The organism is Streptomyces sp. NPDC004752, from assembly GCF_053601275.1.
This window is the reverse complement of the sequence record NZ_JBSGBN010000057.1, coordinates 15,827-32,895: the sequence shown is the minus strand read 5'-3', so window position 1 is coordinate 32,895 and position 17,069 is coordinate 15,827. Positions and strand designations below refer to the sequence as shown.

The following is a 17,069-nucleotide window of genomic DNA, read 5'->3' as shown; positions in this document are numbered from 1 at the left end:
GCGGCGGCTGCGCGGGCGACGACCGTCGTTACGTTGCCGGACGTGACAGTCACCGAGATCCGCCCGTCCGTGGGCCAGACGCTGCTGTGGTTCCTCGACCGCTACCGGGGCGAGGAGGGCGCGCTCAACTGCCCGGTGCTGTGCAGGCTGCGCGGCCCGCTCGACCGTGACCGGCTCCGGGAGGCGGTCGGCCGTGTGACATCCCGGCACGAGGCGCTGCGCACCACCTTCACCGGCGGCGGCCGCCGCCTCAAGGCGCTGGTGCACCCGGCCGGGTCACCGCGGATCCGCGAGGTGGACCTGACCGGCGAGCCGGATCCCGGGGCGTGCGCCGACCGGGAGGTGGCCGGGGAACTGGGCACCCGGATCGACGCCACCGAAAGCGCCGTGCGCATCACCCTGTGGCGGCTCGCCGAGGACCATCATGTGCTCTGCTTCAACATGCACCACATGGTGACCGACTCGTGGTCCTGCAACGTGATCTTCGAGGACCTGTGCGCCGCGCTGGAGGGCAGGCCCTGCGGCGACGCCACCGCGTACTCACGATTCGCCGAGGAGCAGCGCGAGACCCTGGCCGGTCCTTCCGGGAAGCGGCTGAGCGCCTTCTGGGGCGAGCGCCTGAAGGACGTGACGCTGCCCCCGCTGCCGATCCGGCCGGCCACCGCGGGCGCGCCGCGCGACACCAGGCTCGTGCAGCACGTCCTGGACGCGCCGACGGTGGCCGCGCTGGACGCCCTGGCCAAGCGGGAGCGGTCGACGATGTTCGTGGCCCTGCTCACCGCCTACTACCGGGCCCTGAAGTCGGTCAGCGGCGCCGAGGACCTGGCGGTGGCGACCCTGTTCGCCAACCGCAGCGCCGAACACCGGCGCACCGTGGGGTTCCTGGCCAACATGGTGCTGCTGCGGACCCGGCTCACCGGCGGCGACTTCGCCGCGCACCTGCGGGCCACGCACGGCACGGTGATGGAGGCGTTCGTCCACCAGGCGCTGCCGTTCCAGATGCTGCCGATCAAGCTGGGCGGCACCGACCGCCGGCTCGACGACGTGGTGTTCCAGATGATGGCGGACCCGGTGTACTCGACCCGGGCCGGCGGGCTGGACATCGAGGTCCTGGTGCCCGACGACGTCGCCACCCGCTTCGAGCTGGAGCTGGTCGCCGTGCCGGACCGGGACACGGTGCGGGTGCTGCTGTTCTACAACCCCGACCGTTTCGAGACGGAGTTCGTCGAGTCGCTGCTCGCCGCGTACGTCGACATCTGCACGACCGCCGCCCGCAGCGCGGCGCCCCACACCGACCAGGCCGGGGCGCGCCCCCGGCAGCGCACGGGAGGCCACGATGACCAGTGAGGTGAGGGCGGGACGCGCGCTGTCCGCCGAGGAGATCCGCGACACCGTCGCCGCGCGGCTGGAACTCCCGGCCGCGGAGATCGGCTTGGACGAGGACCTCGTCACGCTCGGCCTGGACTCCCTCGGGATGATGAGCCTGGCGGCCTCCTGGCAGGAGGCCGGTGTGGAAGTGACCTTCGGCGACCTGGTGGAGGAACCCACCGTGCGCGCCTGGGCCGCGCTGCTGTCCGGGACCGACGACGGCACGGGCCCGCGCCCGGAGGCGGAGCGGGATACGGCCGCCGGGTCGGACGAGTTCCCGCTGGCCCCGATGCAGCACGCCTACTGGTCGGGCCGTCAGCCGGGCATGCCGCTGAACACCGGGTCGCACTTCTATTTCGAGTTCGACGTCACCGCCGACGTCGCGCGCTGGGACGGCGCGGTGGCCGCGGTACGCCGCAGGCACCCCATGCTGCGGGCGGCCGTCGGCGAGGGGGGCCAGCGGATCCTGCCGGAGTGCCGGGGTCTTGACGAGGTCGTCGACCTGCGGGGTCTGGAGCACCCGGAGCGCGAACAGCGGCTGGCGCAGCTGCGCGAGGCCCTGTCCCACCAGACGCTGCCGGTCGCCGAGGGGGGCGGGCTCGACGTGCGGCTGGCGGTGCTGCCGGCCGGGAAGGGCCGGCTCTTCCTCGACATCGACATGGTCGTCTGCGACGCGTCGAGCTTCCGGATCGTCGTCGGCGACCTGGCCCGCCACTACGCGGACCCGGCCGACGCACCCGCGCGGCCCGCCCTGACCTTCCCCGAATACCGCCGCCTGGTCGCCGAGCGCGGCCGGGAGCCCCGCCCGGCCGACGTCTCCTACTGGCGCGACCGCGCCGAGGACCTGCCCGAGGCGCCCCGGCTGCCGCTGGCCGCGCCGCCGGAACGGATCGAGCGGGTGCACACGGTCCGGCGGCACGCCCGGCTGGTCCAGGAGACCTACGAACGGTTCACCCAGCATGCGCGCAGCAACGGCCTGACGGTGTCGATGGCCGTCGCCGCCGCCTACGCGGACGTCCTGGCGGCCTGGAGCGAGGAGTCGGAGTTCCTGCTCAACCTGCCGGTGCTGAACCGGATCCCGGTGCACCCGGACGTCGGCCGGATCGTCGGGGACTTCACCGACCTGCTGCTGCTCCAGGTGGCGCCCGACATGCGCCGCACCTTCGTCGAGCGCGCCCACACGGTGCAGGAGCAGTACCGGCACGATGCCGCGCACGCGGCGTACGGTGGCACTTCGGTCCTGCGCGACCTGGCCAGGACCGCCGCCGGGGCGAACCGGCGGGCGGGCACCGTGTTCACCAGCGCGCTCAGCCTCGGTGAGCTGTTCGACGGGGCGACCCGTCGAGTACTCGGCACCCCGGTGTGGATGAGTTCGCAGACTTCGGGCGTGTGGATCGACCTCCAGTTGATCGAGCACGACAACGGCATGATGATCAACTGGGAGACCGCCGAGAACCTCTTCGAGGCCGGTGTTCCCGAGGCGATGTTCGATGCCTTCGTCAACCGGGTGCGGCTGCTCGCCTCGCAGCCCAGCGCTTGGTGGGAGAGCCTGCCGGTGCGACCGCCCGCACCGCAGCTCCAGGCCCGCCGCAGCGCCAACGACACCCGCGCGGACCTGCCCCGCCGGGCGCTGCACGAGGAGTTCTTCCGGCAGGCGGCCGAGCGCGGTGGGGCACCGGCGGCCCTCTGGGGCGACGGCCGGGTGCTGACGTACGGGGAACTCGCCCAGCAGGCCCTGCGGTTGGCCCACGTCCTGCGCACCGCCGGTGTCACCGCGGGCGACCGGGTCGTGATCACCCTGCCCAAGGGCGTCGAACAGGTGGTCGCGGTGCTGGCGGTGCATGCGCTGGGCGCGGCGTATGTGCCGGTGGGGACGGAACAGCCGGCGGCACGGCGGCGCACCGTGGAGTCGCTGTCCGGCGCCCGGTGCGCGGTGACCGCGGGTCCGGCCCGGGACGCGGCCGACGGCCGGATCCCGCACATCGACGTACGGTGCGGCACCGACCGTGAACTGCCGTCGCTGGAGCGTCCGGTGGCCGTTTCGCCCAACGCCCCCGCCTACGTGATCTTCACGTCCGGCTCGACCGGGGAACCCAAGGGCGTGGAGCTGACCCATGCGGCGGCCCACAACACCGTGGCCGCGCTGAACGAGCGCTACCGGATGGGCCCCGCCGACCGCACCCTGTGTCTGTCGGCGCTCGACTTCGACCTCTCCGTCTACGACATCTTCGGCCCCCTCACCTGCGGCGGCGCGCTGGTCCTGGTCGACGACGAGGAGCGGCGCTCTCCCGAGACGTGGCTGCGCAGGGCGGCCGAGCACCGGGCCACCGTCCTCAACTGCGTGCCCGCGCTGCTCGACATGGCGCTGACCACGGCCTCGTCGCGGCCGGAGCCGGGCGGCTGGCCGTTCCGGCTGCAGCTCCTCGGCGGCGACTGGGCGGGGCTCGACCTGCCGGGCCGGGTGCACGCGCTGCGTCCGGACAGCGTGTTCGTGGTCCTGGGCGGCACCACGGAGACCGCGATCCACTCGACCGTCCAGGAGGTCACGGAGGTGGATCCCTCCTGGGCATCGATCCCGTACAACGTGCCGCTGCCCAACCAGTGCTGCCGGATCGTCGACGAGCACGGCGGCGACCGCCCCGACTGGGTGGCCGGGGAGCTGTGGATCGGCGGGGCCGGGGTGGCCCGGGGGTACGTGGGCGCACCGGAGCTGACCGCCGCGAAGTTCGTGACGGCGGACGGCGCGCGCTGGTACCGCACCGGCGACCGGGCCCGCTACCGGCCCGGGGCCGTGATCGAGTTCCTCGGCCGCGCCGACCGCCAGGTCAAGGTGAACGGCTACCGGATCGAACTCGGCGAGGTCGAACGTGCGTTGGGCCTGCATCCCGGGGTGCGCGACGCCGTGGTGACGCCGGTCGCCGGGCACGGCGGCGCGCTGTACGCCCTGGTCGCTCCGAGCACGGCCGACACCGAGGAAGTGCTGGCCACTGCCGCCCGGCAGGTGCCCGCGTACATGGTCCCCGCGCGGGCGGTGGCCGTCGACGAACTGCCGCTGAGCCGCAACGGCAAGGTCGATCGCACCGAGGCGGGGCGGCTGCTGGCCGCGCTGGTGAGCGAGCGGATGTCCGGCGGCGCGTCAAACGCCCCGCGCGGTGCGGCGGAGGAGACGGTCGCCGCACTGTGGGCGGACCTGCTCGGCTGCGGGCCCCTCGGCCGCGACACCAACTTCTTCCACATCGGCGGCGACAGCCTGCACGCCGCCCGCCTGCTGGCCGCCCTGCGCCGGCAGGGGTACGAGGCCAGGCTCGGCGACCTGTTCACCCGTCCCACGGTGAGTGGTTTCGCCCAGACGCTGACGCGCACCGAGGCGCAGGTCCCCGGCACGGTCCCGGGCGACCCGGAGCACCGGTACGAGCCCTTCCCGCTCACCGACGTGCAGCGCGCCTACTGGCTCGGCCGCGACCCCGACTTCGTCCTCGGCGGCGTCGCCTCGTACTGGTACTGGGAGTTCGAGAGCGACCAGGTCGACCTGGACCGGCTGGAAGCCGCCTGGAACACGCTGGTGCGACGGCACGAGATGATGCGCGCCGTGCTGGACGGCGAGGGCGGCCAGCGCATCCTGCCCGAGGTGCCGCACTACCGGTTCGCGGTCACCCGCACCACCGCGGCCGACCACGAGGAGGCGGTCGCCGCGCTGGGGGACATGGCGCAGCAGGTGCTCGACGTGACCTCCTGGCCGCTGTTCGACGTGCGCGCCGTGCAACGGGACGACGGACGCACGGTGTTCGGCGTGGGCTTCGACTACGTGGTGCTCGACGCGCTGTCGATCATGACCATCTTCACCGAGCTGGACGCGCTGTACGCCGACCCCGGCCGGGAACTCCCGGCGCTGCAGCTGTCCTTCCGCGACTACCTGCTCGGCCGGCGGACGGATCCCGCTGCGAAGGCGCGGGACGAGGAGTACTGGCTGAAGGCGATCGAGGAGCTGCCCGCGGCTCCGGCGCTGCCCACGGCCCTGGACCCCGAACACATCGACCGGCCGCGGTTCGTGCGGGACGAGTTCCGCATCGACTCGGTGACCTGGGCGAAGCTCCGCCGCCGCACCGCCGACGAGGGGCTGACCGCGTCGACGGTCGTGGCGGCCGCCTTCGCCGAGGTGCTGGCGGCGTGGAGCGCCGAGACCTCGCTGACGCTCAACCTGACGGTCTTCGACCGGCAGGACGTGCATCCCCAGGTGAACCAGGTGGTCGGCGACTTCACCTCGCTGCTGCTGCTCGGTCACCACAGCCGTCCCGGCGGTTCCTGGGCCGACACCGTGCGCCGGTTGCAGGGGCAGGTCTGGAAGGGCATCGAGCACCGCAACGTCTCCACCACCTGGGTGCTCCAGCAACTGGCCCGGCGCTCCGGGGGCGGACAGATGCTGATGCCGGTGGTGTTCACCTCCACACTCGGGGTGAGCGCGGACTTCAAGGACCTCTCCTTCGGTTTCGGCGAGCTGCGCCGCGGACTCTCCCAGAGCCCGCAGGTCGCCCTGGACTGCCAGGTGGTGGAACGCGACGGCTCACTCGCCGTCAACTGGGACCATGTCGAGGGCCTCTACAGTCCCGGGGTGATCCCGGCGGCCCTGGAGGCGATGCGCCGCCTGCTGGTGGCGCTCGCCGACAGCGACTGGTCCCGCCCGGCCCCGCCGGTCGCCCTTCCCGAGGCGCAGGCGAAGGTCCGCGCCGAGGCGAACGCCACCACCGTGGCCCGCCCCGCCCGTACGCTGCACGAGCCGGTCCTCGACATCGCCCGCCGCACCCCCGGTGCCGTCGCGGTGCGCACGCCGTCCGGCGCGGCTCTGACCTACGCCGAGCTGGCCGGCCGAATTCTCGGTGTCGCCGGACACCTGGTGTCGCTCGGGGCGCGGCCGGGCGAGACCGTGGTCGTCTCGCTGCCGAAGGGGCCCGACCAGGTGGTCGCGGTGCTCGGCGTGCTGGCCGCGGGCTGCGCGTACGTACCGGTGGGAGTGGGCCAGCCGGCCGCGCGCCGCAACCGGATCGTGCGGTCCGCCGGGGCGCGCCTGGCCCTGGTCGCGGAGGGCCCGGAGTCCGGCGGGGACTGGGACGAGGCGGTGCGGCTGGTGCCGGTGGCCGAGGCGTCGGCGGCCGCACCGCTCGCGGAGCCGGTGCCGGTCGACCCGGGACAGCTCGCGTACGTCATCTACACCTCGGGCTCCACCGGCGAGCCCAAGGGGGTGGAGATCACCCACGCGGCGGCCGCCAACACCATCGACGACGTCAACGCCCGCTACGGCGTGGGCCCCGCCGACGTGGTCTTGCAGGTCTCGGCACTCGACTTCGACCTGTCCGTCTACGACCTGTTCGGACTGCTCGCGGTGGGCGGCACCGTGGTGACCCTCACCGAGGACGTCCGGCGGGAGGCGGCCGTCTGGGCCCGTCTCGCCGCCGAACACAAGGTCACCGTCTGGAACACAGTGCCCACCCTGCTCGACATGCTGCTGGTGGCCTGCGAGTCGGGCGCGAGCCTGCCGGGGCTGCGCGTGGTGATCGTCTCCGGCGACTGGGTCGGGCTGGACCTCTGCGACCGGCTGCGGGCGAGCGCCCCGAACGCCCTGCTCGTCGCCATGGGTGGTGCCACCGAGGTGTCGATCTGGTCGAACGCCCACGAGGTGACCGCCGTCGATCCCGCGTGGGTGTCGATCCCGTACGGGCGTCCGCTGGCCAACCAGCGCTTCCGCGTGGTCGACGCACACGGCCGGGACCGGCCCGACTTCGTGCCTGGCGAGCTGTGGATCGGGGGCTCGGGTGTGGCGCTCGGTTACCGCGGGGACCCGGACCGCACAGCGGCCTCCTTCGTCGCGTCCGGGGGCGAGAGGTGGTACCGCACCGGCGACCTGGGCCGCTACCGCCCCTCGGGGATCCTGGAGTTCCTGGGCCGGCGCGACCACCAGGTGAAGGTACGCGGGCACCGGATCGAACTCGGCGAGATCGAGACCAGGCTGCGCGAACTGCCCGGTGTCTCGACCGCGGTGGCGTGGGTCGACATCAGCGCCGGGGTGCACCGCCTGGCCGCGGTCGTCACCCCGGAGCAGGGCGCGGATCCCGCACCGGCCGCAGCGCAGGTGCTGGCGGCGCTGGCCGCGCACCTGCCCGCCCATATGCTCCCCGAACACCTCACCGTCGTCGAGCGGCTGCCGCTGAACGCGAACGCCAAGGTCGACCGCGCCGCCATCGCCCAGACGTACGGGCTGCGTCACTCGGCACCGGAGCCTGTGGCGGACGACCGTCCGCGGGGGGACACCGAACGCGCGGTGGCCGAGGTGTGGGCCGATCTGCTGGAGGCCCCCGGGGTGGGCCGCAGCGCCAACTTCTTCGGCCTCGGCGGCGACAGCCTCACCGCCACCCGGATCATCCAGCAGCTCGCCAAGCGTTTCGGCGTGGAGCTCTCGCTGCGCCAGCTCTTCAACCACCCGACCATCGCCGGGATCGCCGCCGTCCTCGACGCCGATATCTCCGGCAGCCACCCGCGCCAAGCCTCCGTCCGACTGGAAGAAGGTGTCCTGTGACCGCCGCCGACATCATCAGCGAACTCGAACAGGCCGGACTGCACCTGTGGGAGGACGAGGGCAGACTCCGGTTCCGGGGCCCGGAAGGGACCATGACCCCCGAGCGCCGTGCCCTGCTCTCCGGCTGCCGGGAGGACGTGCTCCGGGCGCTGCGCGAGCGCAGCCCGCAGCAGGTGCGGCCCGATCCCGACGCGGCCCACGAGCCGTTCCCGCTCACCGAGGTCCAGTCGGCCTACCTGCTGGGCCGTCGGGGCGCCTTCGAGTACGGCTCGGTGCCCTGTCACGCCTACGGCGAGCTGGAGTTCCCCGCGCTCGACCAGGACCGGCTGCTGCGGGCCTGGCAGCGGGTGGTCGACCGGCACGAGATGCTGCGCGTGGTCATCGACTACGACGGCTACCAGCGGGTGCTGAAGGATCCGCCCGCCCCCGTCATCGGCCGGCACGACACGACCGCGCTGCCCGCGGGGGCGGGCGAGGAGACGCTCCGCGAGGTCCGCGGCCGGCTCTCCGCGGAGTCCAAGGACGTCACCGCGTGCCCGCTGTACTCGCTGGAGGTCACCGAGTTCACCGACCGGGCGGTCCTGCACTTCTCCATCGACTTCCTGATCGCGGACTACGTGAGCATCTACCGGCTGCTGGACGAGTTCGGCACGTTCTACGAGGACCCCGACGCCGCTCTCGCGGCCCCCGGGATCTCGTTCCGTGACTATCTGCGGGCGGAACGGGCGGTGCGCCAGGGGCCCGCGTACGAGCGCGACCGCGACTACTGGACAGCGCGCCTGGACGGTCTGCCGCCCGCCCCCGAACTGCCGTTGGTCGACCGGCCCAGCCGACACGGTGCGGCCGGTTTCACCCGGCGCGAGCTGCGACTGGAGCCCGCGCTGTGGTCGGCGCTCAAGACCCGTGCCGGGAAACAGCAGGTCTCCGCCTCGACGGCCGTGATGGCCGCGTACGCCGAGGTGATCGGCCGCTGGAGCCGCAGCCCCCGGTTCACGCTCGACGTGACGGTGCTCAGCCGACTGCCGCTGCACCCGGACGTGGGCGACATCGTGGGCGACTTCACCTCCGTCGAACTGCTGGCCGTCGACGGCGGCTGCGCCGACACCTTCGCCGGACGTGCCCGCAGGGCGGGCGAGCAGCTCTTCGAGGACCTCGACCACCGGCTGTTCTCGGGCGTGGAGGTGCTGCGCGAGCTGACCCGCCGCCGGGGCCAACAGGGTTCGATGATGCCGGTGGTGTTCACCAGCGCCATCGGGCTCTCCGACGGTCTCGCCCCCCAGGGCATGATGCGCTCCCAGATCCGCAGCGGCATCAGTCAGACGCCGCAGGTCTGGGTGGACTGCCAGGCGATGGAGGCCGCAGGGGCGCTGCTCGTCAACTGGGACGTGCGGGACGACACCGTGCCCCAGCCGGTCCTCGACGACATGTTCGCCGCGTTCCGTGACCTCCTGCACCGGCTCGCCGACGGGGACGAGGCGTGGCAGGGCGACCCGCTCGCCCTGCCCGCGCACCAGGCGCAGCGGCGCGCGGCGGTCAACGACACGGCCCGGCCCGTGAGCGACGCGCTGCTGCACCGGGCGCTGCTCGACGCGGCACGCCGGTGCCCGGACGCGACGGCGGTGATCGACCACCGCGGAGGCGTCGACTACGCGACGCTGACCGGCCGGGCCGCCGCCGTGGCCGCCGCGCTCACCGCGCAGGGCCACCGGCCGCACCAGCGGGTCGCGGTGGTGCTGGAGAAGGGCTGGGAGCAGATCGCCGGGGCGCTCGGGGTGCTGCTGGCCGGCGGCACGTACGTCCCGGTCGAGGCGGGCCAGCCCGACGCCCGACGCAACAGGATCATCGAGTCCGCCGGGATCGGCCTGGTGGTCGCGCACAGCACGGTCGGCGGCGAACTGCCCGCAGGTGTCGGACGTATCGACGTGGACCGGCTGTCCACGGCCACCTTCGACGAGGTTCCGGTCTCCCCGGGCGACTCGGCGTACGTCATCTTCACCTCGGGCTCGACCGGCGAGCCGAAGGGCGTGGAGATCAGTCACCGTGCGGCGGTCAACACCCTGGACGACGTGTGCCAAAGGTTCGGGATCGGCAGGGACGACGTCGCGCTGGGGCTGTCGAGCCTGGGCTTCGACCTGTCGGTCTTCGATGTCTTCGGCGTCCTCGGCCGGGGCGGCACCCTGGTGCTTCCCGACCCGGAGCGGCGCAGCGACCCCTCGCACTGGGCCGAGCTGATCACCGGGCACGGCGTGACGGTGCTGAACACGGTGCCCGCCCAGATGATGCTGCTGGAGGAGTATCTGCGCGGCGACGGCCGCGAGTGCACCAGCGTGCGTCTCGGCATGATGTCGGGCGACTGGATACCCGTGACGCTCCCCGACGCCGTCCGCGCCCGGCTCCCCCGGGTGGAGCTGTACAGTCTCGGCGGCGCCACCGAGGCGTCGATCTGGTCGATCTTCCACCCGATCGGCGAGGTCGACACGGCGGCTGCGAGCATCCCGTACGGCACTCCGCTTCAGAACCAGCGCTTCCACGTGCTCGACGCGTTCCTGCGGCCCAGCCCCGACCTCGTCGTGGGCGACCTGTACATCGCCGGCACCGGCCTCGCCGAGGCCTACCTGGGCGACCCGGAGAAGACCGCGGCGAGCTTCTTCGCGCTGCCGGACGGCGAGCGCGTGTACCGCACCGGCGACCTCGCCCGCTATCTGCCCGACGGCACCCTGGAGTTCATCGGCCGCGACGACCGGCAGGTCAAGATCCGCGGCCATCGCATCGAACTGGCCGAGGTGGAGTCGGCCCTGGCCGCCGATCCGCAGGTCGACGCGGTGGCGGTGACCACGCAGGGCGAGCGCAACGACCGCAGGCTGGTCGCCTTCGTCTCGCCCTCGTCGGCCGACCCGGCCGACCACGCCGTGGACGAGGCCCTGGTGCCCGAGGTGCTCGCGGCGGCCGAGGAGATCCGTGCCGGGGTGGACGTCGCGAAGGTGGTCGAGTTCGCGGCCGTGCTCGACGACGCGGCGCTGCGCCGCATGGTCGACGTCCTGCGCCGGGAAGGCGTGTGGCCGAACGCCGCCACGCGGCACAGCACCTCCGAGATCATGCGGCTGGCCAGGGTGGCCGCCAAGCACGAGCGGCTGGTGCGCCGCTGGCTGGCCGCCTGCGTGGAGAACGGCTACCTGGACCGGGCCACGGACGGCACCTTCGGCTGTCCGCGCCTGGTCACCCCCGAAGACGTCGAGCGGGCGTGGGCCGAGGTCGACCGGCTGCTGCCGGAGGCCAACGACCGTCCCGAGCTGGTGAACTACTTCAAGCTCGCCGCCACCCACCTGCCGGAGCTGATGCGCGACGAGCGGGACCCGCTGCGGATGCTGTTCCCCGAGGGCGACCTGAGCATCCACGAAGCCGCCTACATGGAGGGCTTCCTCTCCCGCTACCTCAACCGGCTGGCCACCTCCACCGTGCTGGGCGTGGCCCGGCGCAACACCTTCGGCCGTCCGCTGCGGGTGCTGGAGGTCGGCGCGGGCGTCGGCGGCACCAGTGTCGACACCATCCCGGCGCTGGACGGCGAGAACGTCCGCTACACCTTCAGCGATGTGTCGCAGTTCTTCCTGAACAAAGCCGGTGAGAGGTTCGCCGAACACCCCTGGGTGGACTACGCGCTGTTCGACTTCAACGAGCCGTACCGCGAACAGGGCGTCAGGCCGAACTCGGTGGACGTGATCCTGTGTGGCAACGTCATGCACTACGCGAAGGACGCCCGCGCGGTCCTGCGCCGGATGCGCGAGGCGCTGGTGCCCGGCGGATGGCTGGTCTTCATCGAGACGACCCGCGACAACTACCAGATCCTCACCTCGATGGAGTTCCTCTTCGACGCCACCGCCGGGGACTTCCAGGACGTGCGCCACGGCAAGGACCAGACCTTCATCGGCCGCGGACAGTGGTACGACCTGCTGGCCGAGGCCGGGGCCGACCTGGAGCTGTGCGTCCCGGCATCCGAGGACGAGCTGGCCCGCATCGGGATGCATGTCTTCGCGGCCCGTTTCAAGACCGACCGGGAGCCGCTCGACACCGAGGAGCTGGCCCGGCGGCTCGCCGAGCGGCTCCCGGCGGAGATGATCCCGTCGCGCTTGGAGGTGCTGGACGCGCTGCCGCTGACCGACAACGGCAAGGTCGACCGCGCCGCCCTGACCCGGTGGGCCGAAGAGCACCGCGCGGCGGGCGCCGCGGTCGCCGGGGAGAGCGTGCGCGAGGCCGGCGAACTGGAGTTGGGCGTAGCCGCGGTGTACGCGGAGGTACTGCGCGAGTCGCAGGTGCCGCTCGACACCAACTTCTATGCGCTGGGCGGGGATTCGCTGCTCGCCGCCCAGCTCGTCACGGCGCTGCGCGAGCAGGTGCCGGCCGCGGCCGAGGTCTTCTTCGACGAGCTGCTGCGCGAGCTGCTGGGCGGCGCGTCGGTGCGCGAGCTGTCCGCGTTCCTCCAGCGGGGGCAGGACGGGTTTGAGGAGAGCGGGGCCGGTGACGAGCCGGCGCTGACCGGGACGGCGGACGCTCTCGGCAACCCGGTGCACGTTCTGGTCGGCGACGGTCTGGGCGGCAACGTGGAGCGGCTCGCCGATGGTCTCGGGACGCTGGACCCGGTGGTGGTGGTGCCGCCGGTGCGGGTGGCCGAGGGGCAGAGCCTGGACGATGTGGCGCAGGAGATCGTGGCGCGGGTAAGGGCGTTGAGCCCAGGTCCGTTCCATCTGGTGGGCGCGCACAGCGGGGGTGTGCTGGCACTCGCCGTCGCCCAGCAGCTGGTCGAGCTCGGCACCCCGGTGTGCGGGCTGACCGTACTGAGCAGCTATCCGCTGCCCGCCACCGTCCGCGACGACGTCCTCGAAGAGGCGCTGCTCTGCCTGGACCGCGGGCAGGACCCGGCCGCCCTGGGCTACCCGGACGTCCCCGCACTGGGGTCGGCGCTCGCCGCACTCGCCCCCGCCGGTGACATACCGCCCGGTGCCCTGGCCGCGCTGGCGGACCGGAGCGAGCCGGAGCTGCGCGCCGTGGGCGAGACGGCCGCCGCGCTCGGCGCGCTCTCGCGCAAGGAGCGGCTGGCCGCGCTCGCCGGGGCGCTGGGGCTCGGCGCGGACGAACTCGCCGAACGCCTCGCGCGGGGACGGGCGCTGGCGGCCTGCGTCGCCGCCCACGACCCCGGTCTGTACACCGGGGAAGCCCGGCTGCTGGTGCACGACGAGGAGTCCCCGATCTGGCCCACCATGGCCGCCGACATGACCGCGCTGTGGGAGTCGGTCTGCGTGGGCGGACTGCTGCGACAGACCGTGCCGGGCGACCACTTCACCTGCCGTGAGCTGGTCACCTCCGAGGTGATCGACCTGCCCGATGAGGAGAACGCGTGAGCGAGCACAGCACCCCGTCGGTCGCGGTGGTCGGCTCCTACGGCGCCGTCGGCGCGGCCGCCGTACGGGCCATCGGCGACCGCCTTCCCGACGCCGTCGTACGGCTCGGCGGGCGCGACCGCACCCGGGCCGAAATTCTGCTGGCCAAGTCCGGTCTGCGCGGCGAGGCGGTCGAGGTGGACCTGTATGACGGCCGGTCGCTGGCCCGGTTCTGCCGCGGCGCGCGGGTCGTCCTCAACTGCGCGGGCCCGTCCTACCAGGTCCTCGACCGGGTGGCCTGGGCCGCGGCGGCGGCCGGCGCCGACTATGTCGACCCGGGCGGTGACGAACCGCTGCTGGAGGCACTGACCCGGCCGGGCACCTTCACCGGTACCGCCGTCATCACGGCGGGCATGCAGCCGGGCCTGACCGGTCTGCTCCCCCGCCACCTGTGCTCCACCATGAGCCGCCCGAGGCGGCTGACGGCCTACGTCGGCACGATGGACCGGCTCACCCCGGCCGGAGCCGCCGACTACCTGCTGTCCATGGGCGGTGCGTACGGGGAGGCTCGCGGCGCGATCAGGGGCGGCATCCGCGTGGAGCGCGAGCTGGAGCCGCGTACCGGCGTCGAACTGCCCTACGCGCACAACCGGGTGGACGTCTACCCGTACCTGAGTTTCGAGTCCGCGCGGCTCCCCGAGGTCACCGGGCTCACGGAGATCGACTGGTACAACGTCTTCGACGGCGGCGCGCACATGATGAACTGCCTGAGCAGACTCCAGGGGGCGATGCGTGGCGAGTCCGCTCTCGCCGAAGCGGCCGAGGAGCTCACCCGTGCCGCGGCGCTCGACCTGTTCGGCAGGGACCCGTTCCAGCTCATGCTGTTCGAGGTCACCGGCACCGACGACACCGGACGCCCAACCACCCGCAGCCTGGCCCTGCGCGCCGGCGACACCTACGCCCTGACCGGCCTCGCCAGTGCGCTGGCCGTACTGGCGGTGCTCGACGGCAGGACAGGCCCGGGGGTGCACTTCGGCTCCGACGTACTCGACGCCGAGACCGTGCTCGCCGCTCTGCGGGCCGAGCCCGCGGTCGGGCTGCTGGAGGTCGTCGACCGGCCGATCCTCGCGGCCCGTGCCATGGAGGAGGGCGAACTGTGACCCGCCCACGCGTCCTGGTGGCCGGTACCGGCTTCGGCCGCGCCTACCTGGCGGCCTTCGAGCGGGCGGACTTCGGCTTCGAGCTGGCCGGGATCCTCGCGTCCGGCAGCGCCCGCAGCCGCGCCTGCGCCGCGCACCACGGCGTACCACTGTGGTCCACGGTCGAGGAGGTGCCCGACGACGTCGACCTGGCCTGTGTGGTCGTCGGCGGGGTGATGAACGGCGGCCCCGGGCCCCGGCTCTCCCAGGCGCTGATGCGCCGCGGCGTGCACGTGCTGCAGGAACACCCGCTGCACCCCGACGAGTTGGTGGCGTGCCTGCGCGCTGCCACCGAGTCCGGGGTGGTGTTCCGGCTGAACACCCACTATCCGCACGTGGAGCCGGTGCGCCGGTTCATCGGTGCCGCCCGCGGCCTGGTGGCCCGGCAGCAGCCGCTGTTCCTCGACGTGACCTGTGCCTTCCAGGTGCTCTACACGGTCTTCGACATCCTGGGCCGGGCGCTGGGGTCGATCCGCCCGCACGGCGTCGACGGGGCGCTCGCGGAGGCACCGGAGGCACCGTACCGGAGCCTCACCGGCCGCTTCGCCGGTGTTCCGATGTCCTTCCGGCTGCAGAACGAGCTGGTGCCCTTTGACCCGGACAACTACAGCCACCTCTTCCACCGCATCACCCTGGGCACGGACGGGGGGCACCTCACCCTGGTCAACACGCACGGCCCGGTGCAGTGGAGCATGCGCCCGCACATGCCGGGCGACATGAAGGAACTGGTGCGCTTCGGCGACTCCGCGGCCCCGCACCTCATGGTGCCGAGCGTGGAGCACCTGGGTCCGGCGCAGGGTGCCTCGTACAGCGAGGTGCTGCGCGAACTGTGGCCGCAGGCCACGGCACGGGCCATCACCGCGACCTGGGACGAGGCCCGGTCGGGCGCCGACAGCCGGGGGCACGTGCAGTACCACGTGGCCCTGGCGAAGCTGGCGATGCGCGTGAGCGAGGTCTGCGGGCCGGTACGGCTGCGCCACCCGAAGGCGCCGCCGAAACTCCTCGCGGCCTCGGATCTGCTGGAGGTCCCGGCATGAGTACCGATGTCCCGAACCCGTGGCTGCGCGGCTACTTTCCCCGGCCCGAAGCCGTGCGGCGCCTCGTGTTCTTCCCGCACGGCGGCGGGGCGGCGAGCTTCTACCGCCCGCTGGTGCGCGACCTGCCCGAGGGCGTCGAGGGCATGGTGGTGCAGTACCCCGGCCGGGAGGACCGCATCGGCGAGCCCTGCTGCACCGATATGCCCGGCCTCGTGGAGCCGCTGGCCAAGGCGCTGACCCAACTGGACGACAAGCCCGTGTGGTTCTTCGGGCACAGCATGGGCGCCTCCGTCGCGCACGAGGTCACCTGGCTGCTCGGCACGGCGGGCGAGGCGCTACCGGAGCGGCTGATCGTCTCCGGTCGTCCGGGACCTGCCCGGCAGCGCCCGGACGACAAGCACCTGGACGACGAGCAGTTGTGGGCCGACGTGTGCCAACTGGGCGGCACTGACGCACGGTTGCTCCAGCTGCCGGGCCTGCGCGAGATGACGCTGCCGATGCTCCGCGCGGACTACCGCCTGGTGGGCACCTACCGTCCCGGGACCGGCCGCGACCTCTCGGTGCCGGTGAGCGTCTGCTACGGCACCGAGGACCCCGAGGTTGACGCGGCGGACGCGGCGGCCTGGGCGGAGGCCACCTCGGCGCAGACCGAGCTGACCGCGTTCCCGGGCGGCCACTTCTATCTGCGCGGGCCCGCCCGCGACGAGTTGACGCACTGGCTGGCCAGGCGGCTGCACGGCAACTCCCAGCACGCCCACACCGACCCCGCGGGAAGGAACCGAGGATGATCGTACGACCCGTCGTGGAGAAGTACGCCGAGGAAGTCTCCTCCCCCGCGCCGTCCTGGCTGGCCGCCCTGGTCACCGACACCGAGGCCGCCACGGACCTGCCGGCCATGATGGTGGGGAGTCTGGAGGGGGAGTTCCTGGCCTCTTTGGTGTTCGCCCAGCGGCCCCGCCGCATCCTGGAGATCGGCACCTTCACCGGCTACTCCGCGCTCTGCATGGCCCAGGCGATGCCGGAGGGCGCCGAGCTCCACACCTGTGAACTGAGCCCGCTGCACGCCTCGATCGCGCGCAAACACTTCGCGGCCTCCCCCTGGGCGGAGCGCATACACCTCTGGGAGGGCCCGGCCCTGACGTCGGTCAGGGACCTGCCCGGCCCCTTCGACCTGGTCTTCGTCGACGCCGACAAGCCCGGGTACATCGACTACTACGAGGCGGTGCTGCCGAAGCTGTCCCCGCACGGTCTGCTCCTGGCCGACAACGTCCTCCAGTTCGGAGGCGTCGCCAACGAGCGGGACCAGCAGCCCGACACCGTCGCGATGCGCGCGTTCAACGCGCATGTCGCGGCCGACCCCCGGGTGCGGCAGAGCGTGCTCACCGTGCGCGAGGGCGTGAGCGTCATCCGGCGGGTCGGCTGACCGGACCCGCGCGCACGTGACGGCGCCCGGACCTCGTGCAGGGGTCCGGGCGCCGTCGTACGCAGGAGGCCCGCCCGCATCCCGAGGGCGGGCCCACCGGGC

General features: G+C 73.0%; 7 protein-coding genes. All 7 read left to right on the top strand.

Going from position 1 to position 17,069, the window contains the following annotated elements:
- The first annotated feature begins 42 nt into the window (after positions 1 to 42).
- From ACWEKM_RS23595 to ACWEKM_RS23565, 7 genes are read left to right on the top strand one after another with little or no spacing between them, the layout of a single operon-like run.
- On the top strand, positions 43 to 1,347 hold the full coding sequence (locus ACWEKM_RS23595) for a condensation domain-containing protein (protein WP_451623176.1): 1,305 nt from the start codon (positions 43 to 45) through the stop codon (positions 1,345 to 1,347).
- On the top strand, positions 1,337 to 7,936 hold the full coding sequence (locus tag ACWEKM_RS23590; protein ID WP_451623175.1) for an amino acid adenylation domain-containing protein: 6,600 nt from the start codon (positions 1,337 to 1,339) through the stop codon (positions 7,934 to 7,936). Before ACWEKM_RS23595 ends, ACWEKM_RS23590 begins: the two co-directional genes overlap by 11 nt.
- Positions 7,933 to 13,329, top strand: a complete 5,397-nt coding sequence (locus ACWEKM_RS23585) for an amino acid adenylation domain-containing protein (protein ID WP_451623174.1) — start codon at positions 7,933 to 7,935, stop codon at positions 13,327 to 13,329. Before ACWEKM_RS23590 ends, ACWEKM_RS23585 begins: the two co-directional genes overlap by 4 nt.
- Complete coding sequence (locus tag ACWEKM_RS23580; protein WP_451623173.1) at positions 13,326 to 14,468, top strand: saccharopine dehydrogenase NADP-binding domain-containing protein; 1,143 nt, start codon at positions 13,326 to 13,328, stop codon at positions 14,466 to 14,468. Before ACWEKM_RS23585 ends, ACWEKM_RS23580 begins: the two co-directional genes overlap by 4 nt.
- Positions 14,465 to 15,544 (top strand): Gfo/Idh/MocA family oxidoreductase, encoded by a 1,080-nt coding sequence (locus ACWEKM_RS23575; RefSeq protein WP_451623172.1) that lies wholly within the window; start codon positions 14,465 to 14,467, stop codon positions 15,542 to 15,544. The genes ACWEKM_RS23580 and ACWEKM_RS23575 overlap by 4 nt, the downstream gene beginning before the upstream one ends.
- Positions 15,541 to 16,332, top strand: coding sequence for a thioesterase II family protein (locus ACWEKM_RS23570; RefSeq protein WP_451623171.1), 792 nt, complete (start codon positions 15,541 to 15,543; stop codon positions 16,330 to 16,332). The genes ACWEKM_RS23575 and ACWEKM_RS23570 overlap by 4 nt, the downstream gene beginning before the upstream one ends.
- Positions 16,329 to 16,967, top strand: coding sequence for an O-methyltransferase (locus ACWEKM_RS23565; protein WP_451623170.1), 639 nt, complete (start codon positions 16,329 to 16,331; stop codon positions 16,965 to 16,967). Before ACWEKM_RS23570 ends, ACWEKM_RS23565 begins: the two co-directional genes overlap by 4 nt.
- Positions 16,968 to 17,069 lie beyond the last annotated feature (102 nt).